We start from the raw sequence: 23,933 nt of genomic DNA, 5'->3' as shown, positions 1-23,933 counted from the left end.
GGACATCAAATGACCTACCAGCAGATCCTCTATGAAGAAGACGGACCAATCGGCACCATTACGCTGAATCGTCCGGACAATGGCAACATGTTTACGGCCACCATGTGCCACGAGATCCGCGATTGCCTCAACGAGATACGGCGGGAGACGCGCACCCGCGTCATCGTGTTGACGGGCGCCGGCGATAAATTCTTCTGCATCGGCGGAGAAAAGACCGGCATGGAGGATTCCAAGCTCTATGCGGGAACGCTGCCAGTTCTGGAGATATATGACGCGATCGATAAGCTGCAAAAGCCGGTCATTGCCTCGGTCAATGGCTTCGCCGTGGGCGGGGGCAATGTGCTTCAGGTCGTCTGCGATCTCACCATTGCGAAGGAAAGCGCGATTTTTCGTCAGGTCGGGCCGTCGATGGGCTCTTTTGATGCCGGTTATGGCACCTGGTATCTGGAGGATCTTGTCGGGAAGAAGCGCGCCAAGGAAATTTGGTACTGCAACAACAAGATGACAGCCGCCGAGGCTCTGGACATCGGTCTGATCAACCGCGTGGTTCCCGACGATCAGCTGAAGGAAAAAACGCGCGAATTCGCGCTCGAGATCGCCCGTCGGGGTGCGTTTGCGCTTGCATCGATCAAAAGCGCTTTCCTGGCGCGGCATGGAGGCGTCGCCGGCTTGTCACGCGTGACGCACGATCTGCTGTTGTCCCAATATCTGGGCACGGAAGAACAGAAGGAGCTTTTCGCAAGCTTCAATGAACGGCGTGAGCCCGATAGCTCCAAATTCGGCCATTGACGAGAGCGGCATGCGACCATTCCTGACACTGCACGATCCCGGACAGGCCAGATCCTTCTATGGAAAGGGCCTGTGGGGCGACGACACGTTCTACGATTTGATGTGTAGACATGCCGAACATATGCCTTCGGCAAACGCCCTGCGAGATGGCAGCGAGCGCATAGACTGGGGCACGTTGCGGGCACGGGTCGATGCCCTGGCCGATGATTTTGCCGAGCGTGGCATTGTGGCGGGTGACCGCGTGTCGATCTGGATGCCGAGCAGCGTGGATGTGGTCGTAGCCTTTCTGGCGTGCTCGCGAATTGGTGCGGCATGCAACCCGTCGCTTCATCACAGCTACACCTGCGCGCAGATTATCGATCTGCTGACCATGCTTCAGGCTTCCGCGCTATTGACCGCGGAGGGCTGGGGCGTGGACCGCGACAGGCACAATTTTGAGGAGATGGCGGCAAAGCTGCCATTTCTGAAGAAGATCTATAAGGCAGGCCGGCTGCCGATGCACATCACGCACATCTCGGCGGACGCGCACGACAATCCCGACAGTGTCGCTTATCTCGCGTTTACTTCCGGCTCCACCGGCACGCCCAAATGCGTGATGCACTCATGCAATACGCTGCTGGCCAACGCTCGGAACCTCGTGAGTGATTGGGGAATATCCAAGAAGGACGTAATCCTGACGCTGAGCCCGCTATCGCATCACATAGGCTGGGTCGCGGCGGCGCAGTGGTTGCTCAGCGGCGCCGAATTCGTTCTGTATGAGCCGAAGACCATTCCCAACATGCTGAGCTGGATCGAAGAAACCGGCGCGAGTTATGTGCTGGGTGTACCGACCCACGCGATGGACCTTTTAAGCGAACAGAAGCTCCGTGCACAAAAGAGCATGGGGAAGGTCCGGATATTTTACATGGCGGGTGCGCCCATTCCTGACGCGATCGCCAGGAGCTTCGCGCAACAGGGCATCAAGCCGCAAAACATCTACGGCATGACCGAGTGTTCGTCGCATCAGTACACCCATCCCGACGACCCATTGGAGGTGGCGGTCGCGACCTGTGGCCGTGGCGGAACGGCCTATGAGGTCAAAATTTGGGACCCGCAGGATCCCGACCGTGAGATGCCGGCTGGCGAGACGGGCGAAATCGGCGGGCGTGGCGCGGCACTGATGCTGGGTTATTACGCCAACCAAGCCGCGACTGAAAAGACGTTCAACCGTCATGGATATTTGTTGTCGGGCGATCTGGGCTCGTTCGATGCCGACGGCAATTTGCGCGTCGAGGGACGGATCAAGGATCTGATCATCCGTGGCGGGCATAACATCTTTCCTTCCCGCATAGAGGCTCTGGCCGCAACGCATCCGCGCGTTGAAAAAGTGGCCGCTTTCCCCGTGCCGGACGAACGTTTGGGTGAAAAGGTCTGCATTGCGGTCATCGGCGAGATAAGCGCGCGAGAACTGATGGACCATCTCGCCGCAGAGGGGCTGTCGAAATACGACATGCCCGAATGGTTCATAAGCTTGCCGGCTATGCCGCTGACCCCGAGCGGGAAGATACTTAAACGTGAACTGACGGAAATGGTGCGCCGGAGCGAAATTGCGCCGGAGCCCGTCCGATACACCACCCCCAAGGTAGCAAGCAGATGACACTCACATTGGTTCGAAAGGAAGAGTTTGCGCTTCTTACGCTGAACCGCCCAGAGGCTTTGAATGCATTGTCCTTCGCGCTTTTGAAGGATATCGCCGATGCGCTTGACGAAGTGGCCGGTTGGCGAGATGTGCGCGCGCTCTTCATAACGGGGGCTGGCCAGAAGGCGTTTTGCGCCGGCGCCGACATTAAGGAATTGCGTCATCGTAGCCTGTCGGAGCAGAAACGCGGCGCTGAAGCCGGCCAGGCGACCTTCGCCCGGCTCGACCGTTTGCCGATCGCCTCGGTGGCACTGATCAATGGCTATGCCTTCGGCGGCGGGCTTGAATTGGCCCTGGCGGCAACTTTCCGCATTGCAAGCTCCAACGCGCTGTTCGGCCTGCCGGAGGTCAAATTAGGGCTCATCCCCGGCTATGGCGGAACGCAACGCCTACCACGCATCGTGGGCGAGGCGCGGGCTCTCGAGATGATCATGACCGGGCGCTCCGTGGCGGCTGAAGAGGCCGAGCGTATTGGGCTGATACACCAAGTCGTAAACGACGGGGACCTTTGGGAAGCCGGTGTCGCCTTCGCCCGCCGCTTCACGCGGTTCAGCTTGCCCTCTCTGGAACTTGCTCGCCGGGCGGTGCAGCGTGCCGCAGAAATGCCGCTTGCCGACGGGCTTCAGATGGAAGCGGAGCTGTCCACGCTGGCATATCGCACCGCTGACGCGGAGGAAGGCATGGCGGCTTTCGAGGAAAAGCGCCAGGCGGAGTTTAAGGATGAATAATCGGCAGATCATCGTCACCGGCGCATCCAAGGGGATCGGCCTTTCCGTCGCCTCTGAGCTCGCGCGGCGTGGTTACCTGCCGGTCTGCCTTTCGCGCTCAGGCAAGGGGGATGTGGGCAGGCAGGTCATCTGCGACATGACCGACGAGTCTGCGGTAAGGCGCGCTTTCGCCGAAATCGGCGCGTCAGGTCCGCTCGTGGGGCTCGTCAATAATGCGGGCGTCCATATTCCAGGCTCGGCCGCCACGGTGACAACAAGGGATTTCGAAAAGACTTTCGCGCTCAACACCACCGCGGTGATGGTCGCCGCGCGCGAGGTTTTTCCCCATCTGAGGGCCGCGGGCGGTACAATCGTCAATATAGGCTCCTTCTTCGATAAGCTTGGCGTTCCCGATAACCTCGCCTACTGCGCCTCGAAGGCCGCGGTTGCCGCGATGACGCGGGTACAGGCGGTGGAGTGGGCCAAATATGGGATCCGCGTGATAAACGTCGCGCCTGGCTATATCGAGACCGATCTCAACCGCGAATATCTGTCCCGCGCGAAGGTGCGCAACTGGATGGAAGGACGAATTCCAACCGGCGGGCCCGGCAACCCGGAGGACGTTGCCCGGCTCGTCGCGGCATTGTTCAACGAGGAGATCGGGTTTCTCACGGGTGAAACTATCTATGTCGATGGCGCGCAAGGGATAAACCATTAGATGCAACTACTCGAGCAGATAAACGCCGCCCGCAAATGGAACGACGACGAACGCGCCGTCATCGACCAGGTCGAGCGCATGGTAGAGAAGGTGATCCGCCCGAACGCCGCTGCCTACGACGAGAGCGGCGATTTTCCCTGGGCAAACGTGGAGGCAATCAACGAGCTCGGATTGAATACGATTTTCCTGCCCGAGGCTTATGGCGGGATGCCGATGTCTTACGCTCTCTACCTTGAGATCGTCTCCATAATTTCCGAGGCCTGTGCGTCGACAGGCATCATTTATGCTACCAATTTCCACGGGATGAAGCCGCTGGTCGAGTTCGGCGATGATGCGCAGCGCGAACGTCTGCTCCCGCGGATCGCCGCGGGGGGATTGGGCGCGCTGGCGATTACCGAGCCAAGCGCCGGTTCGGACGCCACCTCCATGAAGACCAGCTTTTCTCCCGACGGCGACGAGATCGTTGTCAACGGTTCGAAGATCTTCATCTCGAATGGCGACGTCGCCGATCTCTACCTCCTGTTTGGTAAGTGGAGCCAGATCGAGGACCCAAAGAAAGCCATTTCCGCGCTTATCCTTGAGAAGGGCGCCGAGGGCTTTGAGGTGGTTTCGAAGGAGCGGAAGATGGGGCACAACGCTTCGTCCACCTGCACGCTCTCCTTCGACAATGTTCGTGTTCCGAGGGCCAATCTTCTCAAAGAGCCAGGCGATGGCCTGTCCATCCTGCTGGCCTCGCTCAACCATTCTCGACCGTCGGTCGCGGCACATGCGCGCGGCATCGCCCGCGCCGCTTTTCGAGACATGGTCTCTTATGGGAACGATAGAGTGCAAAGCGGGCGCAAGATACTGGATTTCCAGGGAAATCAATTTACGCTTGCTGATCTTGCATGCGAACTTGCCATGCTGGAAACCTGGATAGACCACGTCGCCTCGCTTGTGGATTCGAAGGTTTCCGACATCGGCTTGGCCGCATCTGTTGCCAAGTTGCGCGCGTCCGATCTCGCAATGAAGATGGCCATCGAATGCGTGCAGATGCACGGCGGATACGGCTATTGCCGCGATTACCGCGCCGAGCGGCTGATGCGCGATGCCAAGATCACCCAGATCTGGGAAGGCACGAACCAGATTCACCGCCAACTCATCGGACGGAGCTTCAGAACAAAATGACCGAGATCAAGAAGGTTGCCATCTGCGGCGCAGGCGGAACCATGGGGGCGGGTATAGCGATGGTGGCTGCCCGAGCCGGTTTTCAGACAATCTGTTTCGACCAGAATGGCGAAGCGTTGAGACGTAGCATCGGCGCTGCTGAGGATTTTTTTCGCAAATCGGTGGAAAAGGGCCGGATGAGCCCGGACGATTGCGACAATGCTTTATCCCGGATGACGACTTCGACCAATCTGAAGGATTTGGCTGATTGCGACCTGATCATCGAGGCGATCTTCGAAAACCTCGAGGCTAAGCAGCAGCTGTTCCGCAGTCTGAACGAGATCTGTAAGCCCGAGACCATACTGGCCTCCAACACTTCGACTCTCTCAATCACACAGATCGCGTCGGGCTGCGGCCGTGAGGACCGCGTGGTGGGAACGCATTTTTGCCTGCCCGCTCAGCTGATGAAACTGGTCGAGATGTCACGCGGCATCAACACTTCCGACGGCGTCTTTTCCGCCGCCCTTGCGTGGACGAAGGCGGCGGGGCAATTGCCGGTCGAGACGCAGGATAAGCCAGGCTTCATCCTCAACGCGCTTCTGGTTCCGTTCAATAACGACGTGTTGCGCGCCATAGAGGCTGGACTTGCCACAGCTGAGGATATCGACCTGGCGATACGCTCGGGTCTTGGCTATAAAATGGGGCCCTGCACGCTGCTGGACCTGATCGGACTTGATACACAGGTCCGGCTGGGCGAGGCGTTCTATCCGATCACGCTGGACAAACGCGCCTCTGTTCCGCCGATACTGCGCCGCATGGTTGCCGCTGGTGTTCTGGGAAATAAATCCGGCAAGGGCCTGCTGACGGGATATGAGCCCAAGCGCGCCAGCCGAGTACCCTCTTTCGAGGCCATGGCAGCAGGTGAGAGCCGGTCCTTTCCCAAGGGCGATGATGCGTTCCTCTCAAGAGCTGTAGATGGTGGCGAGGTGCTTGTTTGTCTTGGCGGCGCTTATCAGGAAGATTCCGGGCGGAAGGCGGTACTCGTTGAGTTGGGCAGCGAATGCCTTGGCTTTCATACCGGTGAGAATTCGGGGCGCGAAGGATCAAATGTGCTTGGCTTCGCGCGTTATCGTAACGGCGGGGACGCGCCGACAAATTTGGTTGAGCTGGTCCGCCAGCCCCGCACGGATGCCGAAGCGATCATGGCTGCCCGCGCGATCTTCGAGGATGCGGGTTTCGATGTGGTGATCTGCGCAGATCAGCCGGGCCGCATCGTCGACCGTCTCGTTCGGCCGAAATACAACGACGCTCTGCGCCTTCTCGACGAGGGGCTGGCAACGGCCGAGGACATGGACATGACCTGCCGCCTGGGCCTGGGATATCCCGAGGGCCCGATCGAACGTGTGACCCGAGGAGGACTGGCCTATCACTGTGCCGTGAGCGGAGAGATCTACCGGCTGACGGGGCTTCCGGCATATGCGCCGGCGCGGCGCGCCGTGGTCGCTGCCGATCGCGCGGCACAACGAGGCCCCGTATGAAAGCGGTCGTCAGCCACGAATTCGCACCGTTCAGGCACGTTCTAGTCGAGCAGATGCCCGACCCTGTGCCAGGGACTGGCGAGCTTGTGATCGACATCGAAGCCTCCGATGTAAATTTTCCCGATATCCTTCAGATCGAAGGAATGTATCAGGTGCGCGCTCCGCGTCCGTTCATTCCGGGCCTTGGCGCGATTGGCCGCGTATCCGCTGTCGGACCGGAAGTGGCAGATTTCGTCTTGGGCCAAAGAGTGCTCGCTCTGCCCGATGGCGCCCATGCGGGAACCCATGCAGAGAAAGCGCGCGTGCCTGCTCGCTTTTGCTTCATTGCACCAGAAGACGTGCCCAGCGACATCGGGGCCGCACTCGGCCTTGCCTATCAGACGGCTCATGCGGCGCTGACGCGGCGCGCGTTGCTGCAACCCGGTGAGAGCGTTCTGGTGCTAGGGGCGACCGGTGGAATCGGAATGGCCGCTATCCAACTTGCCCGCGCCTTGGGCGCAAGCTGTGTGATTGCTGCGACGCGAGGCAAGGAAGGCACGGAAATAGCCAGGGAGATGGGTGCCGATCATGTGATCGACACAAGGCAAGGAGAACTCAAAGAGGTCCTGCGCCACGGCGTAAGATCGGTGACGGGCGGAGCCGGTGTTGATGTGGTGATCGATCCGGTCGGCGGAAGTGTGGGCGAAGCAGCGTTACGCACGCTTGCATGGCACGGCCGGCTCGTGGTGGTGGGCTTTGCTTCGGGCGACATCCCTTCATTCAAGGGCAATTATCTGTTGATCAAGGGCATCAGCGTCTGCGGCATGCAGTGGACCGATTACCAGGCTCGCGATCCGCAGGGCATTCGCGACGCACAGGCAAAGATCTTCGATCTGTGGCGCAGCGGCCGGCTTTCGCCGCGAATTTCGCGCCGGTTGCCGCTATCGCGCGCTGCCGAGGCGTTTGAGGCAGTCGCGATGGGCGATGCACGTGGAAAGATAATTCTACTGCCGGAAACTCATTGAAAGAAGAATGATGACGGAAATTCCTAATACTTGCAGCATTGGCGTCATCGGTGCGGGCACCATGGGCGCGGGCATCGCGCAGGTTGCGGCGGCTGCCGGGCACAAGGTGCTGCTGTTCGATGTCGCGAGCGGAGCCGCCGCGTCAGGCCTTGAGCGCACCGCCAAAGAACTAGCCACACTGGTCAAGCGCGGCAAAATGGAACAGAAGCGTGCCGAGGAGATCATCGGCAGGATCACCATCGCTGAAAAATTGGAGGATCTGGCGCCTGCCGCGCTGACGGTCGAAGCGATTGTCGAACGCCTGGACGTCAAGCAGAAAGTCTTTGCCCAGCTTGAAGCCATCCTTGCGGAGGATGCTATCCTGGCCACCAATACCTCCTCGATCTCGATCACCGCGATTGGCGCCGCACTTAAACGCCCGGAGCGTTTGGTGGGCATGCATTTTTTCAACCCGGCGCCCATTATGAAACTTGTCGAGGTCGTCTCGGGACTGGCCACCTCGCCCGAGGTCGCCCAGATCACTCATGCCACCGCAAGGGCATGGGGCAAGACGGCGGTCCATGTGAAATCCACGCCTGGCTTCATCGTCAACAGGGTCGCGCGGGCTTTCTATGGTGAGCCTCTGCGTCTGGCTGAGGAGGGGATGGCCGACATTGCTACGCTCGACGCTCTCATGCGAGAAGGTGGTGGCTTTCGGATGGGGGCATTTCAGCTGATGGATCTCATCGGCAATGACATAAATTATGCCGTCAGTACCTCTGTTTTCGAAGCATATCACTACGAGCCTCGCTTCCGCCCCTCTCTCATGCAGCGCGAGCTTGTTGATGCCGGGCGGTTCGGAAGGAAAACCGGGCATGGTTTCTACTCCTATGCCGGCGATGGGCCGGACGTCACTCCGGCCACGTTGGCCCGTTCCGCCACGTCAAGCTGGGCGCCGCTGGATCTTGGCGGCGAGCAGTGGCGCCAGGATGTGTTGATCGCCCTAACCGATGGGCGAACCGCGATGCAACGTGCACAAGAGGAAGGGCGTCCAGCGATAATACTGGACCTTTGCGCGGAGGCGCCCGAGAAGGGACGCGTAGGCTTTGCGACCTCGCCTGATGTGCCGAATGGTGTTCGCGCGGCGCTGGTGGCAACGCTTGCTGGGCAAGGTTACAGCGCTACTGAGTTGCCGGATCGGCCGGGGCTGGTCGTTATGCGGACGCTAGCACTGATTGCAAATGAAGCCTTCGAGGCGGTGTTGCAAGGTGTCGCTGACGAAGAGAGTATCGATTTGGCCATGCGGTTCGGCGTGAACTATCCACGCGGACCGATCGAATGGGCTCGCGACATCGGCCTCGCGCGCATTCTAGCGGTTCTCGATCAGTTAATGACTATGACGGGCGACATGCGCTACCGGGCATCGTTCGCGCTGCGCAAGGCTGTTATGGAAGAAGGCTGGGACCGGGAGGTTAGCGCGGCTTAAGTCAGTTTATCCCGAACCCCGCGGGCTCGCCGCACCCCGCGATGACAGCGTTTCAAGCAACTCGTGGGGGAGGGGGCAACGATGGTGCTGGGCATTGTCGCGCACTTAATTGGGCTGCGTCGCAGGACGCGTATCGAACATAGAGGGGGAGTTTACAATGACAAGATTACTACTTGCCAAAATCACTTTTGCGCTTCTGGCATATTCCCATTTGCCCGCATATGCAGGCCCGTCCACCAGTTCAATGGAGCAGATCGACTCGATGAGGAGCGCGGCAGGAAAATCCGCCAACGGCTATCTTGAAGGGAGGGAAGCCTTCGCAACGTTTATTGAGTCACTTGGCCAGACATTCGACGCGGCCTCTGAGCCCATCGAGGCCAATGGCGTTCCGGGTTTGTGGATCTATCACTCCGACAAGAAGGAGAGATCGGCGAATGTCATATTGTACATACATGGTGGCGGATTCTACAGCGGTTCCAGTGAAACGCATAAATATCTGGGGGAGGCGCTGGCAAAGAGCGCGGCGACGGACGTGGTGGCAATCGATTACCGCCGTATGCCCGAACATGTTTATCCCTCCCAGATCCAGGATGCGGTCATCAGCTTCTCATGGCTTGTCGAGCAAGGCTACGAACCTGAAAGAATTTCGATCGCAGGCGATTCCGCGGGAGGCAACATTGTCCTCGAAGCTGCCCTGTATTTGAGGGATCGCGGAATGGGGCGTCCGGCATCCTTGGTTATGTTAAGCCCGATTGCGGATTTGAACGCGACGGGGCAATCGGCGGAAGAAAATGCCTCCCGCGACAAACTCCTCACCCGCAACGGTATTTTGAAGGTTACCGAGACGTATATGGCAGGGAAGGATCCGGCCAGTCCCGATGCATCTCCAATCAATGCGCAGCTAACCGATTTGCCCCCGATCTTCATGCAGGTGGGTGCGGGTGAGCTCCTTCTGGACGATACGCTCTCCATTGCCCGAAACGCTGCGACGGCCGACGTTTCCGTGACGCTGGAAGTCTGGCCGCACGTGACGCATCAGTGGCAGCTTTACCCTCAACTTCTTCCTGAAGCCAAAGACTCGATCGACAGCATCGGGCGCTTTGTGTCAGCTCATTTCAGTCACTAAGCGAAACTTACACTGCGTCGCGTCGGCGAAGAGCCAGCAATCAGCATTCAATGGTTATTGCCAAGTTCTTCCGCCGACGCAGCAGGGCTAATGCGGCTCCATGAAAAGTACGAACCATGATAGCGTGGTAATGCGCAGCAACGAGCGCCTTCTGTGCCAATGGCGCACAATGTCTCTTCCCCCGACGTTAAGTCGATCGGATCTGTCTAGCGCGGGTATTCGAGCTGCATTGCCACGACATTCGCCGTGCGTTCGCCGTAGCGGTTGGTGATCGTATCGAGTGTGCGCTCCAGTGCTTCTGCAGCTGGCTGGTCGGGGAAGATCGAGATGCGACGATCCTCCGGCCAGTCGTCGCCGGCACGATCCGGCAGGACGCGAACACCGTTGACCGTTGTGATGGCGGATGTAGACTCTGCAAATGTGACCGCGCCCGATCGGTAGGTGCGCGACCAGGCATCGGCAACAAGAGCGAGGGACACCTCGTCCATGCCGGGCTGAAGCTCAATACCCCAGATGTCGTGGATCCAGAACGAAGCCCTGTTGGCCAAAACCGTGGTCGCGAAAGGGCGGGTCAGTTTGAACGCATCGCTCGCATGACGCATATCCCAGGAGTTGACACCGAGATCATGGGCGACCGTTTCAGCCTTCTCGTGCCCGGCGAGTGCTTCGATCAGCGTCAGCATCATCGGCATGGCGGCGGTGATGCCCGTCGTGGTCACGACATTTCCATCGGCCACCATGCGCCGGTCGGCGACATAATCGATGGTTGGGCTGCGTTTGAGCAGCTCTCCGCGGTAATACCAGTGGGTTGTCGCACGCTTGCCGTCGAGCAGGCCGGCCGCGCCGACCACTTTTGCCCCTGCGCATACCCCGAGGATCTTTGCCCCTTTGCGGGACTGGTCCTGCAGCCAGGCAAGCACCACCGGCTCGTCATCGCGGCTCATCGCCGGAACGATGACATAGTCAGCCCCTTCGGGATGCTCAGCGTCGAACTCTGCGATGGTTGCGTCCGGCTCCACCCGAAGCGCGGGATAGAGCTGGACTGGGCCCGGTCCGGTTGCCAGCATCACCACATCGGCGATGTTGGCACGCCTCAGAATGCCGGTTGTCGTTATATAGTCATTGGTCTCAGTGGCGTCGTTGAGCCCGATGACCGCAACAACGGGACGGTCTTCCCCTTCGTGCCGTAGTGCGGCGAGCATGGCTTCCGTCTCTTCCTGCGGCACAGGCGGAGCCTCCGCGGCGGCGGTAGCGGAAGGCAGACTGAAAACCCAGGCGCCAAAGCCGGCCAGCCCAAGCAGGACGACCGCGACACCACCCCAGACAAAGATGGACTTCGACATGGCTAATTCTCCAGTGAGAGCATTGGATAGGCCGTGAGTTGGCGCTGCCTCGCTGATTTCGCAGGAATCTAGCAGTCCGAATATATGGCAGAAATGACAAATCGATTGTAGTTCCCACCAGTGACGCATAAGGCCCGGCATCGGTGTTCAACAGCGCCAAGGCATCTTTCGCCAAGACTGCCGCCGAGCGGCTGATCCCCGTCGCGCTCGAGCTGGCGGCAAGTCGCCCCATATCGTTTTCGCGGATGCAGACCTCGACGCGGCGAAAGCGGCTGTGCGGATCGATGGCACTAAAAAACTCAGCTCATTTGCCCGTGCTTCGGACAAAATCCACGAAAGCCCTCAAGGTCGCCGGTAGCTGCCGGCGGCTAGGGTAATACAGGTGGTAACCCTTGTAATACGGACACCAGTCTTCCAGAACACGCACCAGCTTGCCCTCGGCCAGGAGATCCCCGACCTGGTCCTCAAAGGCAAAAGCGATACCTGTGCCCCGTAGCGCGGCGCGGATGCCAAGGTCCTGCTCACCCACAGTCAGCGGCCCTTCAACCTCGACCGCCAGTTCGGCGCCGTCGCGCTCGAATTCCCACGCATAATACCGACCGCTCTGAAACCGGAACCGTATGCAGGGCAACTCCTTGAGCTGTTCTGGATGCGTCGGCATGGAGTAGCGCCGGAAGAACGCTGGCGAAGCCACATAGGCATTGCGCTGCGGCGGTCCCAATGGAACGGCGATCATATCCTGGGCCAGAACCTCGCCAAACCGTACTCCTGCGTCGAAGCCTTGCGAGACCATGTCCACCAGCGCGTTTTCGACCACGATCTCCACGCTCACATTGGGATATGCGGTGAGAAATCTGGCCACGACGTCGATCAGCACGGTCTCGGCCGATGAGCGGCCGGCATTAATCCTGAGGCTGCCCGTAGGCGTATCGCGAAAGGTGTTCAGGTCCTCGAGCGCATCTTCGATGTCTCTGAACGCCGGCGCGATGCGGTCGAAAAGCCTTTCACCAGCCTCGGTCGGCGCAACACTGCGCGTCGTTCGGTTAAAGAGTCGGACCCCCAGCCGTTCTTCAATCCCTCGCAGCGAATGGCTGAGCGCCGAGGGCGTAACACCCAACATATCGGCGGCCTTTCGGATACTGCGATGATGGGCGATGGCGAGGAAAACCGACAGGTCGTTGGGTTCAATCCGTGACATTCCTGAATTCTGCTCAGCACCTCAGGAAAAATCCAGTGCCTAATCTCATGCGACAAAAAATTTAGATACTGGGCAACGGCGGAACTGCCGGAGATAGTCCAAGGAGTGTCATTCATGAAAACCTGGTTCATCACGGGCGTGAGTTCCGGCTTCGGCCGTGCCATTGCCAGCGCGGCCCTTGCGGCCGGCGACCGCGTTATCGGAACCCTGCGCAACGAGGAACAGAAGAAGGCGTTTACAGCAATAGCCCCGGGCCGCTCGTTCGGCGTCATCCTCGATGTAACCGATGACGCGAAGATTCAGCCGACGGTGGATCTCGTCGAGCGTGAAGTCGGTCCGATCGACGTGCTGGTCAACAATGCCGGCTACGGTCACGAGGGCACCTTCGAGGAATCGACCATGGACGATCTGCGCCATCAGTTCGAAGTGAACGTCTTCGGCGCCGTCGCCGTCACCAAGGCTGTGCTGCCTTCGATGCGCAAGCGCCGTGCGGGACATATTGTCAACATCACATCGATGGGCGGGCTGATCACCATGCCGGGCCTCAGCTTTTATCACGGCTCGAAGTTTGCGCTCGAGGGGTTGTCCGAGGCGCTTGGCAAAGAGGTGAAGGATTTCGGCATCCGCGTCACTGCGGTCGAACCGGGGTCGTTCCGCACCGACTGGGCCGGCCGGTCGATGATCCGTGCGCCGCGCGGCATCGGCGACTACGATGCGCTGATGAATCCGATCCGCGAAAGGCGGCTGGCGATGAGCGGCAATCAGATCGGCGATCCAGCCAAGCTGGGCGAGGCTGTGGTGCGGCTGGTGAACAGCCCCGAGCCGCCGGCGCATTTGCTGCTCGGCTCCGACGCGGTTGCGCTGGTCGACCGCAAGCTGGCCGAACTGAGCGCCGAATACGATGCCTGGAAGGACGTGACGCTTTCGACGGATTTCGCCGAGGATTCCCGGGCCTGACCTCTGGTCCCGAGAAGCCAGATCCCACTGTCCTCCTCCAGCAACACAGACAAAGGAAAACAACCATGAGCACAATCGACGCCAGCCACTCCGGCCAGTTCCGGATCGGAGACATCGAGATCAACCGCCTGGGCTACGGTGCCATGCGGATCACCGGCCCTGGCATCTGGGGGCCTCCCCTTGACCGCGACGCGGCACTCGCCACGCTGCGCCGCTTGCCCGAGATCGGCGTCAACTTCATTGACACCGCCGACAGCTACGGCCCGGACGTTTCCGAAGAACTGATCCGCGAGGGGCTGCATCCCTATAACGGGCTGCTGGTCGCCACCAAGGCGGGCTTTACGCGGAGCGGCCCGGATGTGTGGACCCCGAACGGCCGACCGGACTATCTGATCGAACGCGCCAAGGGTAGTCTCAAGAAGCTTGGGGTGGAGCGGATAGATTTGTGGCAACTCCACCGCATCGACCGAAAAGTGCCGCGCGACGAGCAGTTCGGCGCGGTCAGGCAGCTTCTGGACGAAGGCATCATCCGCCATGCAGGGCTGAGCGAGGTCTCGGTTGAGGAGATCGAAGCCGCCCGCAAGATGTTCCCGGTGGCGACGGTGCAGAACCGCTATAACCTCGTGGATCGCGGCAGCGAGGAGGTGCTGGCCTATTGCGCGGCGAACGGCATCGGCTTCATCCCGTGGTATCCGTTGGCGGCTGGCAATTTGACCCGGCCCGGCGGGGTGGTGGATCGCATCGCCAGGGCGCATGAGGCCACCTCCGGTCAGGTGGCGCTTGCCTGGCTCTTGCAGCGCAGCCCGGTCATGCTACCCATACCCGGCACGCTGCGGGTCGCCCATCTGGAAGAGAACGTAGGGGCGGCCTCTCTGAGGCTGACGAGTGCCGAAGTAGCCGAGCTCGACGCCACAGCCTAGTCGTTCCGCCCGCATCCCCACGGAGGGCGCTGAATTTCCGCGTCCTCCTTCCCGCTCCGGGGCCAAGCGGCGGAGACAAGAGAGATGACGCGCGGAATGCGCCCGCGTCATCCAACAACGCATGGCGCCGAGAAAGCCGATAATTTTCGGACCTGGCCGTCTAGTTTTTGGCTGGCGCAGAAAGCACCGGCATGCCCTCAACGGGCCCGATAAAGGACTCAAAACGTACGCGCAACTCCTGGAGCTCGTCAGCCGGCTGCAGGATAAAATCCTTGAAATTGTGCGCCGTGAAATACTCGTCGATGCCTTTGAATTTTCCGCCCTCCGGTTCGACGTCGCGGCGCGTTGACCAGAGCCCAGCCGCGATCTGATGTTCGCGTGATAGAAGCCAAGTCTGGAACAGTCTCGCGGCATTTGGGTGCGGCGCATCCTTGAAGATGCAGAGTCGATTGTCCCAGATAGGCATGGGGTCAGTCTGCGAGAATGCGGCCTCGATTGTGCCCCCGGCGGCTTGCGCGCGGGTGATCGTGGTTACCGATGCGTCGAATGAAAGTGCCGCATTACCAGCCGCGATCTCCTGCGCGATTCCCAGATGACCACGAATAAAGCGCGGCTGATTTTTCATCAGCTCGGACATGTATCCCCAGCCATATTTGTCGACGATCGTCCAGTACAGATAGAGCGTGATGTCGTCGTCTTGGGGGTAGGTGGAAATGATTTTGCCGCGGAACTTTGAATCCAGGAAGTCAGGCGCCGATTTCGGCACATCTTCGGCCGCCACCAGATTAGGGTTGTAACCATAGCATAAACCATAGACATGCACGCCAACGCTGGTGCCGTCCTCTTCCTTGAACGTGTCGAGGATCGCATCGAAATTCGGGCTGCGGTAGGAGGCGAGGACCTCGGCCTGCCTCCAGGCTTCGATGTCCTGGATTGTCTGCAGGTTGGCGATGTCGGCCTCAAGCTTGCCAGCAGCAATCTGGTCGTTGATCGGCGGCACAAGTTGATTTGAAAAGCCGGTCTTCAGATCGAAGCTGATGCCCGGGAACTCTTTGGAAAAGGCTTCGATGTCCGCTTGATGCGGAGCGATGGGGCCGCCCGCGTAATATGATACCGCGCCCTCTTGCTTTGCATCTTCGTATAGCCTCGCGATCTCGTCCTGGGCCAACGCTCCGACGCCGGACAAACACAGCCCTCCCCCTGTAAATGCCGATACCTCAAGAAAGCGCCGGCGGCTCAGCATGCGGTTCAGATAGTGCATTTTTCCCTCCCATATGTGTGAAACTAAAATTTATGCACAATCTAGAAAACCACGCAATATGCGCGTACCGTCAGCCAAGGACAGGCGGCTTCTCCATGCTAAGCAAACGGAGGCGTGGTTAGAGATCGTTTCTGGAGCGCTTACCTAGTCGGTCTGCTGAAGAGGGCTCGGCGCCATGTGCTTCATCACCGTCTGGAGCCTTTCCTTTGGGAAAGTGACAGACGACCGGCGCCTGGGGCAGTGTCAGTAGAGGTCGGAGATCTGGACCTGCAGTTCAAGCAGGGCGGCCCGCCGCTCCTCGATAATGGCGGCACAGGCGCGCTTCAAGGCACCGGGGAGATCCTGCCCGTTTGTCACCCGTTCAGCATAGGCCCGGCTTGCCTTCGCGATCAGTGTAAAATCCGGCAATGGTTCGAGGGAGGTGAGCGGCATGGTATTCATCTGGCTGGCAGCGCCCGCGGGATACATGTTCCGCACCGATCTTCGTACAGCGTTCCAGAGGCCATTGTTCTTCACGATGATCAAAATCGGGAGACGCAGTGCTTCGGCAATCTGGTGGCAGGCTACGGGGTTGGCGAACATGTACGAGCCATCGCCAACGCAGGCGATGCACAGGCGATCACGATCGGCAAGCTGTGCGCCCAGCGCTGCCGGCAATGCCCAGCCAAGCCCCCCCGAATGCGGGACTGTAAAGAGGCGGTTGGGACCAGCAAGGCGCATCGCCCCCGGCACGACTCCAAGCTCGGTGAACAGCACCGCGCGATCGTCCATAATGTCAGAGAGGCAACGGCTCATCCATTCCGCAGACATCGGGTCTGCTTGCCCGTTCAGCGCAGTGTTGTCGGCGGACGCAACGCGCTTTGCCGACATAGCCGTGTACAGTTTGCGGCGCGTGGCGACGGCATCTGGCGAGCAGGTAAGCGCTGCATTGAGCGCATCCAGGGTTAGTGCAGTGTCTCCGGCAATTGCGAGATCGGCCTGATAGCTGCGCATTGGCAGTCTTCCAAATGTCGGATCAGGGCCGATATGAATGATCCTTTTCGCGGGGTCGGGCCGATGATGTTTTTCGATCCATGGCACGAGGCAGTCGACCACGATGACCACATCGGCGGCGGCTAAAGGGTCCTTGACGTCGTACCCTAGAAACAGCGGGTGGTCGCTGGCCATCACGTTGCGTAGGCTGAAGGGTTCGACCACCGGAATGGCATGAGCCTCCGCCAGCCGGATCAGCGCCGCAGCATCCAGGCCCGCGGGGTCGGTCCGCTGACATATGATCAGCGGAGAGCGGGCCTGCGCGATCCAAGCGGCTGCGCGGGCAATGGAACTGGGCTCGGGAGCAGACCGCGTTGCAGCGACCTGCCCCGCCGGAGGCGGCGCAAGACCATCCTCGGTTTTCTCGGCCAGGGCTTCGCTCGGCAGGCTCAGATACACAGGCCCACGGGGTTCGCTGATGGCCAGGCTCGTTGCTCGGGTTGCCAGCATGCCCGCCTGCTCCGGATAGCGCATCTCGTAGTGGAATTTCACGAGATCGGCGACCAGGGAGCTTTGATTGAACATCTCCTGGCCGTATTGGATCGGCGTTGCCCGGGCTCCAAGGCGCCCATGTTCTGTAACAGGCGTGCGGCCAGACATAACCACCACCGGAATATTGTCGCTCGCGGCGTTGATGATCCCCATGATTGAATTCGCCAGCCCGACATTGACATGCACCATGACCGACTGCGGCTTTCCGGTCATCAGATAATAACCGTGTGCCATACCGATGCCCGCCGTTTCATGTGGTACGATCAAGGGCGTGGGTGCTTCCCGCGCTGGGAGATTGGCGTAAGCTTCGACAATCGAAGGGAAATCGGTACCAGAATTTGCAAAAAGGTACTCAATGCCGTTGGCCTTAAGCCCGCGAAGCAATTCGGCGGCGCCTGTCCGGCATGCCATGTGATCGGAAGATTGAGTCAAAGCGTTCCCCTATCTGTCATGGCTGGTGTTGCGAGGTCCTGTTGAACCTTCATGCAATCGAATGCCGGAGCTCTCCAATTCCTTCGATATAGACGCTGACCTCGTCCGACGGTTTGAGCGACAGGTTACGGCCAGCACCGACACCTGCCGGGGTGCCCGTGAGGATAATATCCCCGGGCCAGAGGGTGATGCGCTGCGAAAGATGCGCGACCTGTTCGGCGACGGTGAAGATCATCTGGCTTGTATTGGACTTTTGCATTGGCTGGCCATTGATGCTCAGGCCGATATCCAGGTCGTTTGCGTCTACGATTTGGCTGGCGGAAACGATCCAGGGTCCCATCGGGCAGGAATCGTCAAAGGATTTGTGAGAGGTCCAGTCGAAAAAGAACGGTGAGCCCTGTGGCAAAGGTGGGCGGCGACTGAGATCACGGGCAGAAAGATCATTGGCGATCGTGTAGCCCCATACTGCGGTGAGCGCATTTTCTATTGTCAGGTCGCGCGACTTTCGGCCGATCACCACAGCCAGTTCCGCCTCCCAATCGACTTTCTTGGATGTGGCTGGTAGCGCGACTTTGGTTTCAGGTCCGCAGACGGAGTGAGAGGACTTGATGAAAAACCATGGCTTTAGCCCGTCCTCCTTTTGCTGCTTTCTCTCGGCCGCGACGGAGGCTCCGTTCGTGCCCCCACCCTGCATCTCGGCGATATGATCCGCATAGTTGGCGCCGATGCAATAAATCGCGCCCGGCAACGGTAGCGGTGCAACCAGTTTTGGCAGGCCGACCATGGCTTGGCCTGCCGCAAAAGCTGCTTGAAGCGGCCTCTCGGCCGCTGCCCAGTCGGCGAGCAGCCCGGGCATGCTGGCATGTGCCGCCACACCTGTGACATCGGCGGCGTCGACGTAGCGGTCGGCCTTCACGGCCGCCGTTCGAATGCCGCGAGGACCACTGTAGGATACCAGTTTCAGGTCAGTCACTTCGTTCACTCCCAGTAATGGTGAAGAAAGGAAATTTGGCACGTCTGGAAAGGCTTCAGACGAGAATGGTCGCTATGCCCGGAAGAAGGAAAATGAGGGCGAGGACGACAATCATCATTAGTGTGAAGGGGAACGCACCTTTGAAGATGTCGCCAAGGCGGATCGATTTGTCTTCCAGATTGGACTTCACCACGAAGGCAGAGAGTCCGAGCGGCGGTGTTAGCAGTCCCACTTCGATGGCGATAATGCTGATGATGCCAAACCAAACCAGGTCGACATGATGCTGAACCAAGGTGGGCAGGATAAGCGGCACGAGGATCAGCATGATCGCGACAGCATCGAGGATCGTCCCCAAAAGCAGCACGCCAATAAGGTAAAGCACGATGAGCGAATCCACTCCAAGGCCGGAGTCTACTGCCGCTTGACCGATCGCATTTGGCAGGCCGCTCATAGCCAGCATGCGCGAATAGGTGTGCGCGCTGATAAGGATGATCGAAATAGCGGCTGTTGCGTGCCCGGCTTGGGCCAGAACCGACCAGAACTTTTTCAAAGTCAAACGCCCTTTGGCGATTGCTAGTATCAGGGCCCCGAGTGTGCCAGCCGCTGCCGCTTCGGTAGGGGTAAAGAAACCGCCATAGATGCCGCCCAGCACAATCCCGGCCAAGGCTGTGATCGGAGTCGCGCATTTTACGAGCTCGATGGGCGACATTGAGGGTATCTCGCCATCATTGGCGTGCGAGCGTCTTGCGCCCGCGCCGATATAGCCGGTCCAGAAATAGGACAGACATATGATCAGCAGCACGTAAGCGAAGGCAAGCAGCAGGCCAGGCAGGATGCCGGCCGTAAATAGGTCGCCGATCGATACTTCGGCAATGATACCGAAGACGATCATCAGAAAGCTCGGCGGGATCAACATGCCCAGCACAGAAGTGCCAGCCACCACGCCTACGGCGAAGCGGTTAGTGTAGCCCAACCGCGTCAGCTCGGGAACCGCTATGCGGGTGAACACGGCCGCCGAAGCTATACTGGTGCCAGTCACCGCTGCAAAGAGCGCATTCGCAGCCACTGTGGCAATGCCGACGCCTCCTATCACCCGCCGAAACAGCTGGCTGGCCACCTGAAACGCATCGCGGCCAATATCCGAGACGCTGATCAACAGTCCCATCAGCATGAAAAGCGGAACAACCGCATAGTTGTAGTTCGAGATGCTGTCGCTGACCGCCAAAACAACAAGGTTGCCCGCCACTGTGATGCTGGAGGTCAGTATCCAAATGCTGACCAAAGATATCAGCAGCAACGCAATTGCAATCGGCATCCCGCCTTGTATCAGCACCAGCACGCAGACAATCGATAGGATGCCGATGCTTGACGAACTCACGATGCCTCTCCCTGCTGATCTCGGTTGGCAGGTCCTCGCGGGGCATCGATGGCCGTCAGGAGGAACTGAATGGCCAGTACGGCAAGTCCAATCAGGAGGATCAACTTGATCGGCCAGGTTGGAAAGGTGAACTGACCGACATTGCCGACGAAGAGATTGTGTTTCCAGGCATCAAGAAAATGTGGAAGTGAAAAATAGAAGATCGTTGCCATTATAATAAAGCCAATAATCCCGTAGATTCTTTCAAGTATCTGAAAGAGCACTGGATTCCTGGCTATGAGGACATCGACCAGGCCGTCCGATCTGATGAAGCGGCCGCTGCGCAGTGTGTGACCGAGCTGCATGAAGACGATCCCCACGATCGACATGCTGACGATCTCATTCACCCCCTGCACCGGGCGGTTCATCAGGTTGCGCCCGAGGATATCGGTATTGATCAGTACCATCACGACCAGGATCCAAAGGGTCCCGATTTGATTCATCGCGCCGACCAGCCGGTCAAAGGCCGATCGGAGCAGATGCAGCAGTTTGAAAGGGTGCAACATTGGCGGCGTTACTTCCACTCTGCCGCCCAGTCGCGTGCGAGGTTCGCGCCTCTGGACCGAAGCGCATCGAGGTAGGCGCTGACCATTGCTCGTGCGGGCAGATTTTGCGCTTCATATGTTGCGGCCCAGTCGGCAGCGATGTTAGGCATGGAGTTGGCCCATTTCTGGCGCTCCTCATCCGACATCACCGTAACGGTCGCACCAAGTTCGGCGGCCTTCGCCAAGGCATCCTCCGCGGCCTCGTCTTCGGCCTTCGCCAACAGGGTTCCGAATTCGGTGCCAACTTCGGTCAGAACTTCCCGTACTTCTTCGGGGAGGCTTTGCCATTTGCGCATGTTTATGGTGAGGGCGGTCGACTGCATGGAGCCTAGACCGACGTCGGTTACGTATGGTGCGACTTCGTAGAGCTTGAAGGGTATAAGGCCGGAAGCGAAAGCGAATACGCCGTCGTAGATTCCGGTCTTAATCGAGTTGTAGTAATCTGATACGACCGCGTTGACGGGGACTGCGCCGCTGCCTTTGATCCAATTAACTGAAGCGCCTGCCAAGCCAAGCTTTCGGCCGTTCAGGTCGTCTATGCTGTCAACCGGGAAATTTGTGGTCAGGACATAACGCGCCGTGCCCATCAATGTCAGCACATGCTGTCCGTTTGCTTCAAAAGCTGCATCGATCTCGGGAAAGGTCTTCTCCAGATCGGTTGCCGCGCCAAGGACATTCTCGAGCGTCGTGCCTGTAAAGGGCACGTAGTAGGAAATCTGGGAGAGGGGCAGCTTTGCCGGCTCGAAGAGAGTGCCGACATAGCCAATATCGCCGATCCCGGCTTCGATTGCCGAAAGCATTTCGTTACTTGTCGCGACAACCCCGGCATAGGATTCCTGCCATTCGATTTGATAATTGTTGCCTCGCTCGGCCAGCCGCTTGTTGACTTCGGGAAGCATGAACTCGCCGAGCATTGAAACCGAGAGCATCCGGTTCGACTGAGCCGCCAATACCCGCAGCTTGATCGTTTCCGTCGCCGTTGCTGCCGATTGCCAGGATATGAACGTAAACGCCGCCGCTGCGGCGGTTGTTACGACGTTAGATGACAGCATTGCTTCCTCCCTTATTGGTGTCAGAACTGGGGAGCCGCATGTAGGAGACAATCTACGTGTCTCAGCAGTCCCCGGCTGTGTGGGCACACCCTCAGTCGCGGACGCTGTAGGTCCGAGGCACACCCCAGCTATTGGTGGTAAAAAGCCCAGGCTCCCACACCTTCGGGCGTTGAGGGCTGTCTTCGTGCCAAGGCCGGCTGTCGAAACAACCCATTTCTTCGTCCAGCATCTGATCGAGCTCGGCATAAAGCTCGACCGTCTGGCTGTCAGGGTTCTTATGGTAGGTGAAGATGTTGTGGCCGGGGCCGTGACGTCCGGGACCCGACATGAGCGCAATGCGATGCCTGCCCAGGAAATCGCATGCGGTCTTTATGTGATAGAAGTTGTCGAGCTCAAACGCGATGTGGTGCAGTTCTGGCTTGTCGTGCTGAATGAAGTTAACTGTGTGATGGTCGGTACCGCACCGCAGAAATGTGAAATAGTCACCAATCCAGTCGCTGACCCGAAAGCCCAGTACATCGCAGAAGAACCGGGCGCTTGCCTGCACATTACGCACCTTGAATGCCACGTGGCCAAGCCTGCGCGCGTCAATCGCCTTCCGGTCCTCCACATTGCCGGTGCTCGGATTTTCAACCTGCACTTCGATGCCAAAAGCATCTGGTCCGGCGAAGCTGATCCGCCGCTTCACGCCCGGTGCGGGATCGGAGATCTCAGCGACCGCAACGCCTGCAGTTTTTAGGTGCCGGACCAAAATGCTAAGGTCTTCATCGGACGCAACTTCCAGCCCAATGGCACTGCAATGCGGCAGGCTGCCTTTCTCCAGCACCACTGAATGGCGGTCCAGCGGGCAAGCGAGATAGATCGTCGACTCTGTTTGCGCCTGAACGGTCAGCCCTAGCAACTGCTGATAGTATTCCGAAAGACGCGATAGGTCGGCGGTCTGGAACGTGGCGTAGCCAATCTTTCTGATGATCCCCATCGGATACTCCCCCGCCCTCCTGGTCCGGTTCAGGCCTTCATTGCCCGACCGAGACCTTCGACCTGCTCCTGTCCTGTGGCAGTTTTTTCTGTTTCCAGCGCCTTTAGCATCCTCGCCACATGCAGCGTTGTCCGCTCGATATGCTCCGTCAGCTTCGAGACTGCTCTTTCATGATCACGCGCCAAGGCGGCATCCATGATCTCCCTGTGTTCGTTTGAACGGTCGCGTTTGGATTTTCGCCAACAGATCGAAAGCCGCCGGTAGCGCTCTACATGATCGAAAAGGTTCAGGCAGACCGAAATCTGCCGGGAGGAAGGACAGGCGGCGATAAGTGCTGCGTGGAAGGCTCTATGCCGCTCAGCCCATTCGTCGCTGTAGGGCGCCTGCTCATCCTCTCGCGCCTCCAGAAGGTCAAGGCGATGATAGGCGGCAAGCACCTGCGCCTCCCATTCGTCGTCGCCATGCTCGATCGACTCGCGTAACGAAATCGGCTCTATGTTCAGGCGGAAGGCCGTCAGGTCTTTCATATCTCGCAGCGAAACGGCCGCCGCCCGAAAGCCGCGGCGATTATCAATCTCAACAAGATCTTCGGAGACGAGCCGGTTCAGAGCTTCACGCAATGGGCTGCTGGAGAACGAAAACTGGCGCTGAAGCATATCTATTTTCAAGCGTGAGCCAGGCTCAATGTCGCCCCGCAAGATAGCTTTCCGGATCAGGCGATAGGCCTGTTCCGATAGTTGATCGGTCCTTAGCGAAACAGTGTGCATGAATGGCTCATATTGTGGTGTTTAGATAATATTGTGCACAAATCGATGAATTATGCAATCGCTGACAGGGGGCTTTGGCCGATTGAAATTGGGTGAGCATCTTTCCCGCGGGACGATTCCGGTAAAAGGGGAGGCTTGCATTCGAGCGACCATGCCGCCGGCTGGCTTGTTGTTTCGGCGGCGGCGTGAAAGTCCATGTAGCATCCTGGCGTATATGAGCTGACGTCTGCCATTTGTGTGCAATCTGCGGTAGCCGTGCCAGAATGGGCCAATCTGGGGCGTGCTGAGAGAAGACGCTGGCTATCCGGACTGTGTTGAATCCCACCATTAACGGAGAAAATGGCCCGGGCGCAACTCTTCGTCGCTTATCCCAGCCGAGTTGCAGCTGAAAGGA

Annotated in this window: 21 protein-coding genes; 11 read left to right on the top strand and 10 right to left on the bottom strand. The window is 59.0% G+C overall.

Features of this window, described 5'->3' with window-relative positions:
* Positions 1–9 precede the first annotated feature (9 nt).
* From GNP00_RS10485 to GNP00_RS10445, 9 genes are all read left to right on the top strand, one after another.
* Entirely contained in the window at positions 10–789 is a 780-nt protein-coding gene (locus GNP00_RS10485) for an enoyl-CoA hydratase-related protein (RefSeq protein WP_011582266.1), read from the top strand.
* Positions 749–2,425 (top strand): class I adenylate-forming enzyme family protein, encoded by a 1,677-nt coding sequence (locus GNP00_RS10480; protein WP_246259259.1) that lies wholly within the window; start codon positions 749–751, stop codon positions 2,423–2,425. The genes GNP00_RS10485 and GNP00_RS10480 overlap by 41 nt, the downstream gene beginning before the upstream one ends.
* On the top strand, positions 2,422–3,195 hold the full coding sequence (locus GNP00_RS10475) for an enoyl-CoA hydratase/isomerase family protein (RefSeq protein WP_011582264.1): 774 nt from the start codon (positions 2,422–2,424) through the stop codon (positions 3,193–3,195). Before GNP00_RS10480 ends, GNP00_RS10475 begins: the two co-directional genes overlap by 4 nt.
* A complete protein-coding gene (locus tag GNP00_RS10470; protein WP_011582263.1) occupies positions 3,188–3,892 on the top strand; it encodes an SDR family NAD(P)-dependent oxidoreductase in 705 nt (234 codons plus the stop codon). The genes GNP00_RS10475 and GNP00_RS10470 overlap by 8 nt, the downstream gene beginning before the upstream one ends.
* Positions 3,893–5,059 (top strand): acyl-CoA dehydrogenase family protein, encoded by a 1,167-nt coding sequence (locus GNP00_RS10465; RefSeq protein WP_011582262.1) that lies wholly within the window; start codon positions 3,893–3,895, stop codon positions 5,057–5,059. It abuts the gene before it with no gap.
* On the top strand, positions 5,056–6,576 hold the full coding sequence (locus tag GNP00_RS23355) for a 3-hydroxyacyl-CoA dehydrogenase family protein (RefSeq protein WP_011582261.1): 1,521 nt from the start codon (positions 5,056–5,058) through the stop codon (positions 6,574–6,576). The genes GNP00_RS10465 and GNP00_RS23355 overlap by 4 nt, the downstream gene beginning before the upstream one ends.
* Complete coding sequence (locus GNP00_RS10455; RefSeq protein ID WP_011582260.1) at positions 6,573–7,580, top strand: NADPH:quinone oxidoreductase family protein; 1,008 nt, start codon at positions 6,573–6,575, stop codon at positions 7,578–7,580. Before GNP00_RS23355 ends, GNP00_RS10455 begins: the two co-directional genes overlap by 4 nt.
* Before the next feature lie 7 nt (positions 7,581–7,587).
* Positions 7,588–9,045 (top strand): 3-hydroxyacyl-CoA dehydrogenase NAD-binding domain-containing protein, encoded by a 1,458-nt coding sequence (locus tag GNP00_RS10450; protein ID WP_011582259.1) that lies wholly within the window; start codon positions 7,588–7,590, stop codon positions 9,043–9,045.
* Positions 9,046–9,289: 244 nt separating this feature from the next.
* Complete coding sequence (locus GNP00_RS10445) at positions 9,290–10,171, top strand: alpha/beta hydrolase (RefSeq protein ID WP_049764816.1); 882 nt, start codon at positions 9,290–9,292, stop codon at positions 10,169–10,171.
* A 206-nt stretch (positions 10,172–10,377) separates the two neighbouring features.
* On the opposite strand, the gene GNP00_RS10440 is transcribed toward GNP00_RS10445, so the two are convergent.
* Positions 10,378–11,514 (bottom strand): DJ-1/PfpI family protein, encoded by a 1,137-nt coding sequence (locus GNP00_RS10440; RefSeq protein WP_011582257.1) that lies wholly within the window; start codon positions 11,512–11,514, stop codon positions 10,378–10,380.
* Positions 11,515–11,818: 304 nt separating this feature from the next.
* Positions 11,819–12,712, bottom strand: a complete 894-nt coding sequence (locus GNP00_RS10430) for a LysR family transcriptional regulator (RefSeq protein ID WP_011582256.1) — start codon at positions 12,710–12,712, stop codon at positions 11,819–11,821.
* A 114-nt stretch (positions 12,713–12,826) separates the two neighbouring features.
* Here GNP00_RS10430 and GNP00_RS10425 point away from each other — a divergent pair, with 114 nt between their 5' ends.
* Together GNP00_RS10425 and GNP00_RS10420 are read left to right on the top strand one after the other, a co-directional pair.
* Positions 12,827–13,669 (top strand): oxidoreductase, encoded by an 843-nt coding sequence (locus GNP00_RS10425; RefSeq protein WP_011582255.1) that lies wholly within the window; start codon positions 12,827–12,829, stop codon positions 13,667–13,669.
* Positions 13,670–13,734: 65 nt separating this feature from the next.
* The gene (locus GNP00_RS10420; RefSeq protein ID WP_011582254.1) at positions 13,735–14,589 is read left to right on the top strand and encodes an aldo/keto reductase; all 855 of its coding nucleotides are present in this window, start codon (positions 13,735–13,737) and stop codon (positions 14,587–14,589) included.
* 160 nt (positions 14,590–14,749) lie between these two features.
* Here GNP00_RS10420 and GNP00_RS10415 read toward each other — a convergent pair whose 3' ends face one another.
* From GNP00_RS10415 to GNP00_RS10380, 8 genes are all read right to left on the bottom strand, one after another.
* Positions 14,750–15,850, bottom strand: coding sequence for an ABC transporter substrate-binding protein (locus GNP00_RS10415; RefSeq protein WP_011582253.1), 1,101 nt, complete (start codon positions 15,848–15,850; stop codon positions 14,750–14,752).
* A gap of 243 nt (positions 15,851–16,093) precedes the next feature.
* Positions 16,094–17,785, bottom strand: coding sequence for a thiamine pyrophosphate-requiring protein (locus tag GNP00_RS10410; RefSeq protein WP_041544813.1), 1,692 nt, complete (start codon positions 17,783–17,785; stop codon positions 16,094–16,096).
* A gap of 70 nt (positions 17,786–17,855) precedes the next feature.
* Positions 17,856–18,779: a fumarylacetoacetate hydrolase family protein gene (locus GNP00_RS10405; protein ID WP_011582251.1), complete on the bottom strand. Its 924-nt coding sequence runs from the start codon at positions 18,777–18,779 to the stop codon at positions 17,856–17,858.
* A 55-nt stretch (positions 18,780–18,834) separates the two neighbouring features.
* Entirely contained in the window at positions 18,835–20,157 is a 1,323-nt protein-coding gene (locus GNP00_RS10400) for a TRAP transporter large permease subunit (RefSeq protein WP_011582250.1), read from the bottom strand.
* The gene (locus tag GNP00_RS10395; protein WP_157038105.1) at positions 20,154–20,720 is read right to left on the bottom strand and encodes a TRAP transporter small permease subunit; all 567 of its coding nucleotides are present in this window, start codon (positions 20,718–20,720) and stop codon (positions 20,154–20,156) included. Before GNP00_RS10395 ends, GNP00_RS10400 begins: the two co-directional genes overlap by 4 nt.
* A complete protein-coding gene (locus tag GNP00_RS10390; protein WP_011582248.1) occupies positions 20,711–21,793 on the bottom strand; it encodes a C4-dicarboxylate TRAP transporter substrate-binding protein in 1,083 nt (360 codons plus the stop codon). Before GNP00_RS10390 ends, GNP00_RS10395 begins: the two co-directional genes overlap by 10 nt.
* Positions 21,794–21,884: 91 nt before the next feature.
* The gene (locus GNP00_RS10385; RefSeq protein ID WP_011582247.1) at positions 21,885–22,772 is read right to left on the bottom strand and encodes a VOC family protein; all 888 of its coding nucleotides are present in this window, start codon (positions 22,770–22,772) and stop codon (positions 21,885–21,887) included.
* 29 nt (positions 22,773–22,801) lie between these two features.
* On the bottom strand, positions 22,802–23,539 hold the full coding sequence (locus GNP00_RS10380; protein ID WP_011582246.1) for a GntR family transcriptional regulator: 738 nt from the start codon (positions 23,537–23,539) through the stop codon (positions 22,802–22,804).
* Between the last annotated feature and the right edge of the window lie 394 nt (positions 23,540–23,933).

Source organism: Chelativorans multitrophicus, assembly GCF_011317445.1.
Taxonomy (GTDB): domain Bacteria; phylum Pseudomonadota; class Alphaproteobacteria; order Rhizobiales; family Rhizobiaceae; genus Chelativorans; species Chelativorans multitrophicus.
Note: the sequence above shows the minus strand (reverse complement) of the source record. Positions and strands in the feature narration are given on the sequence as shown.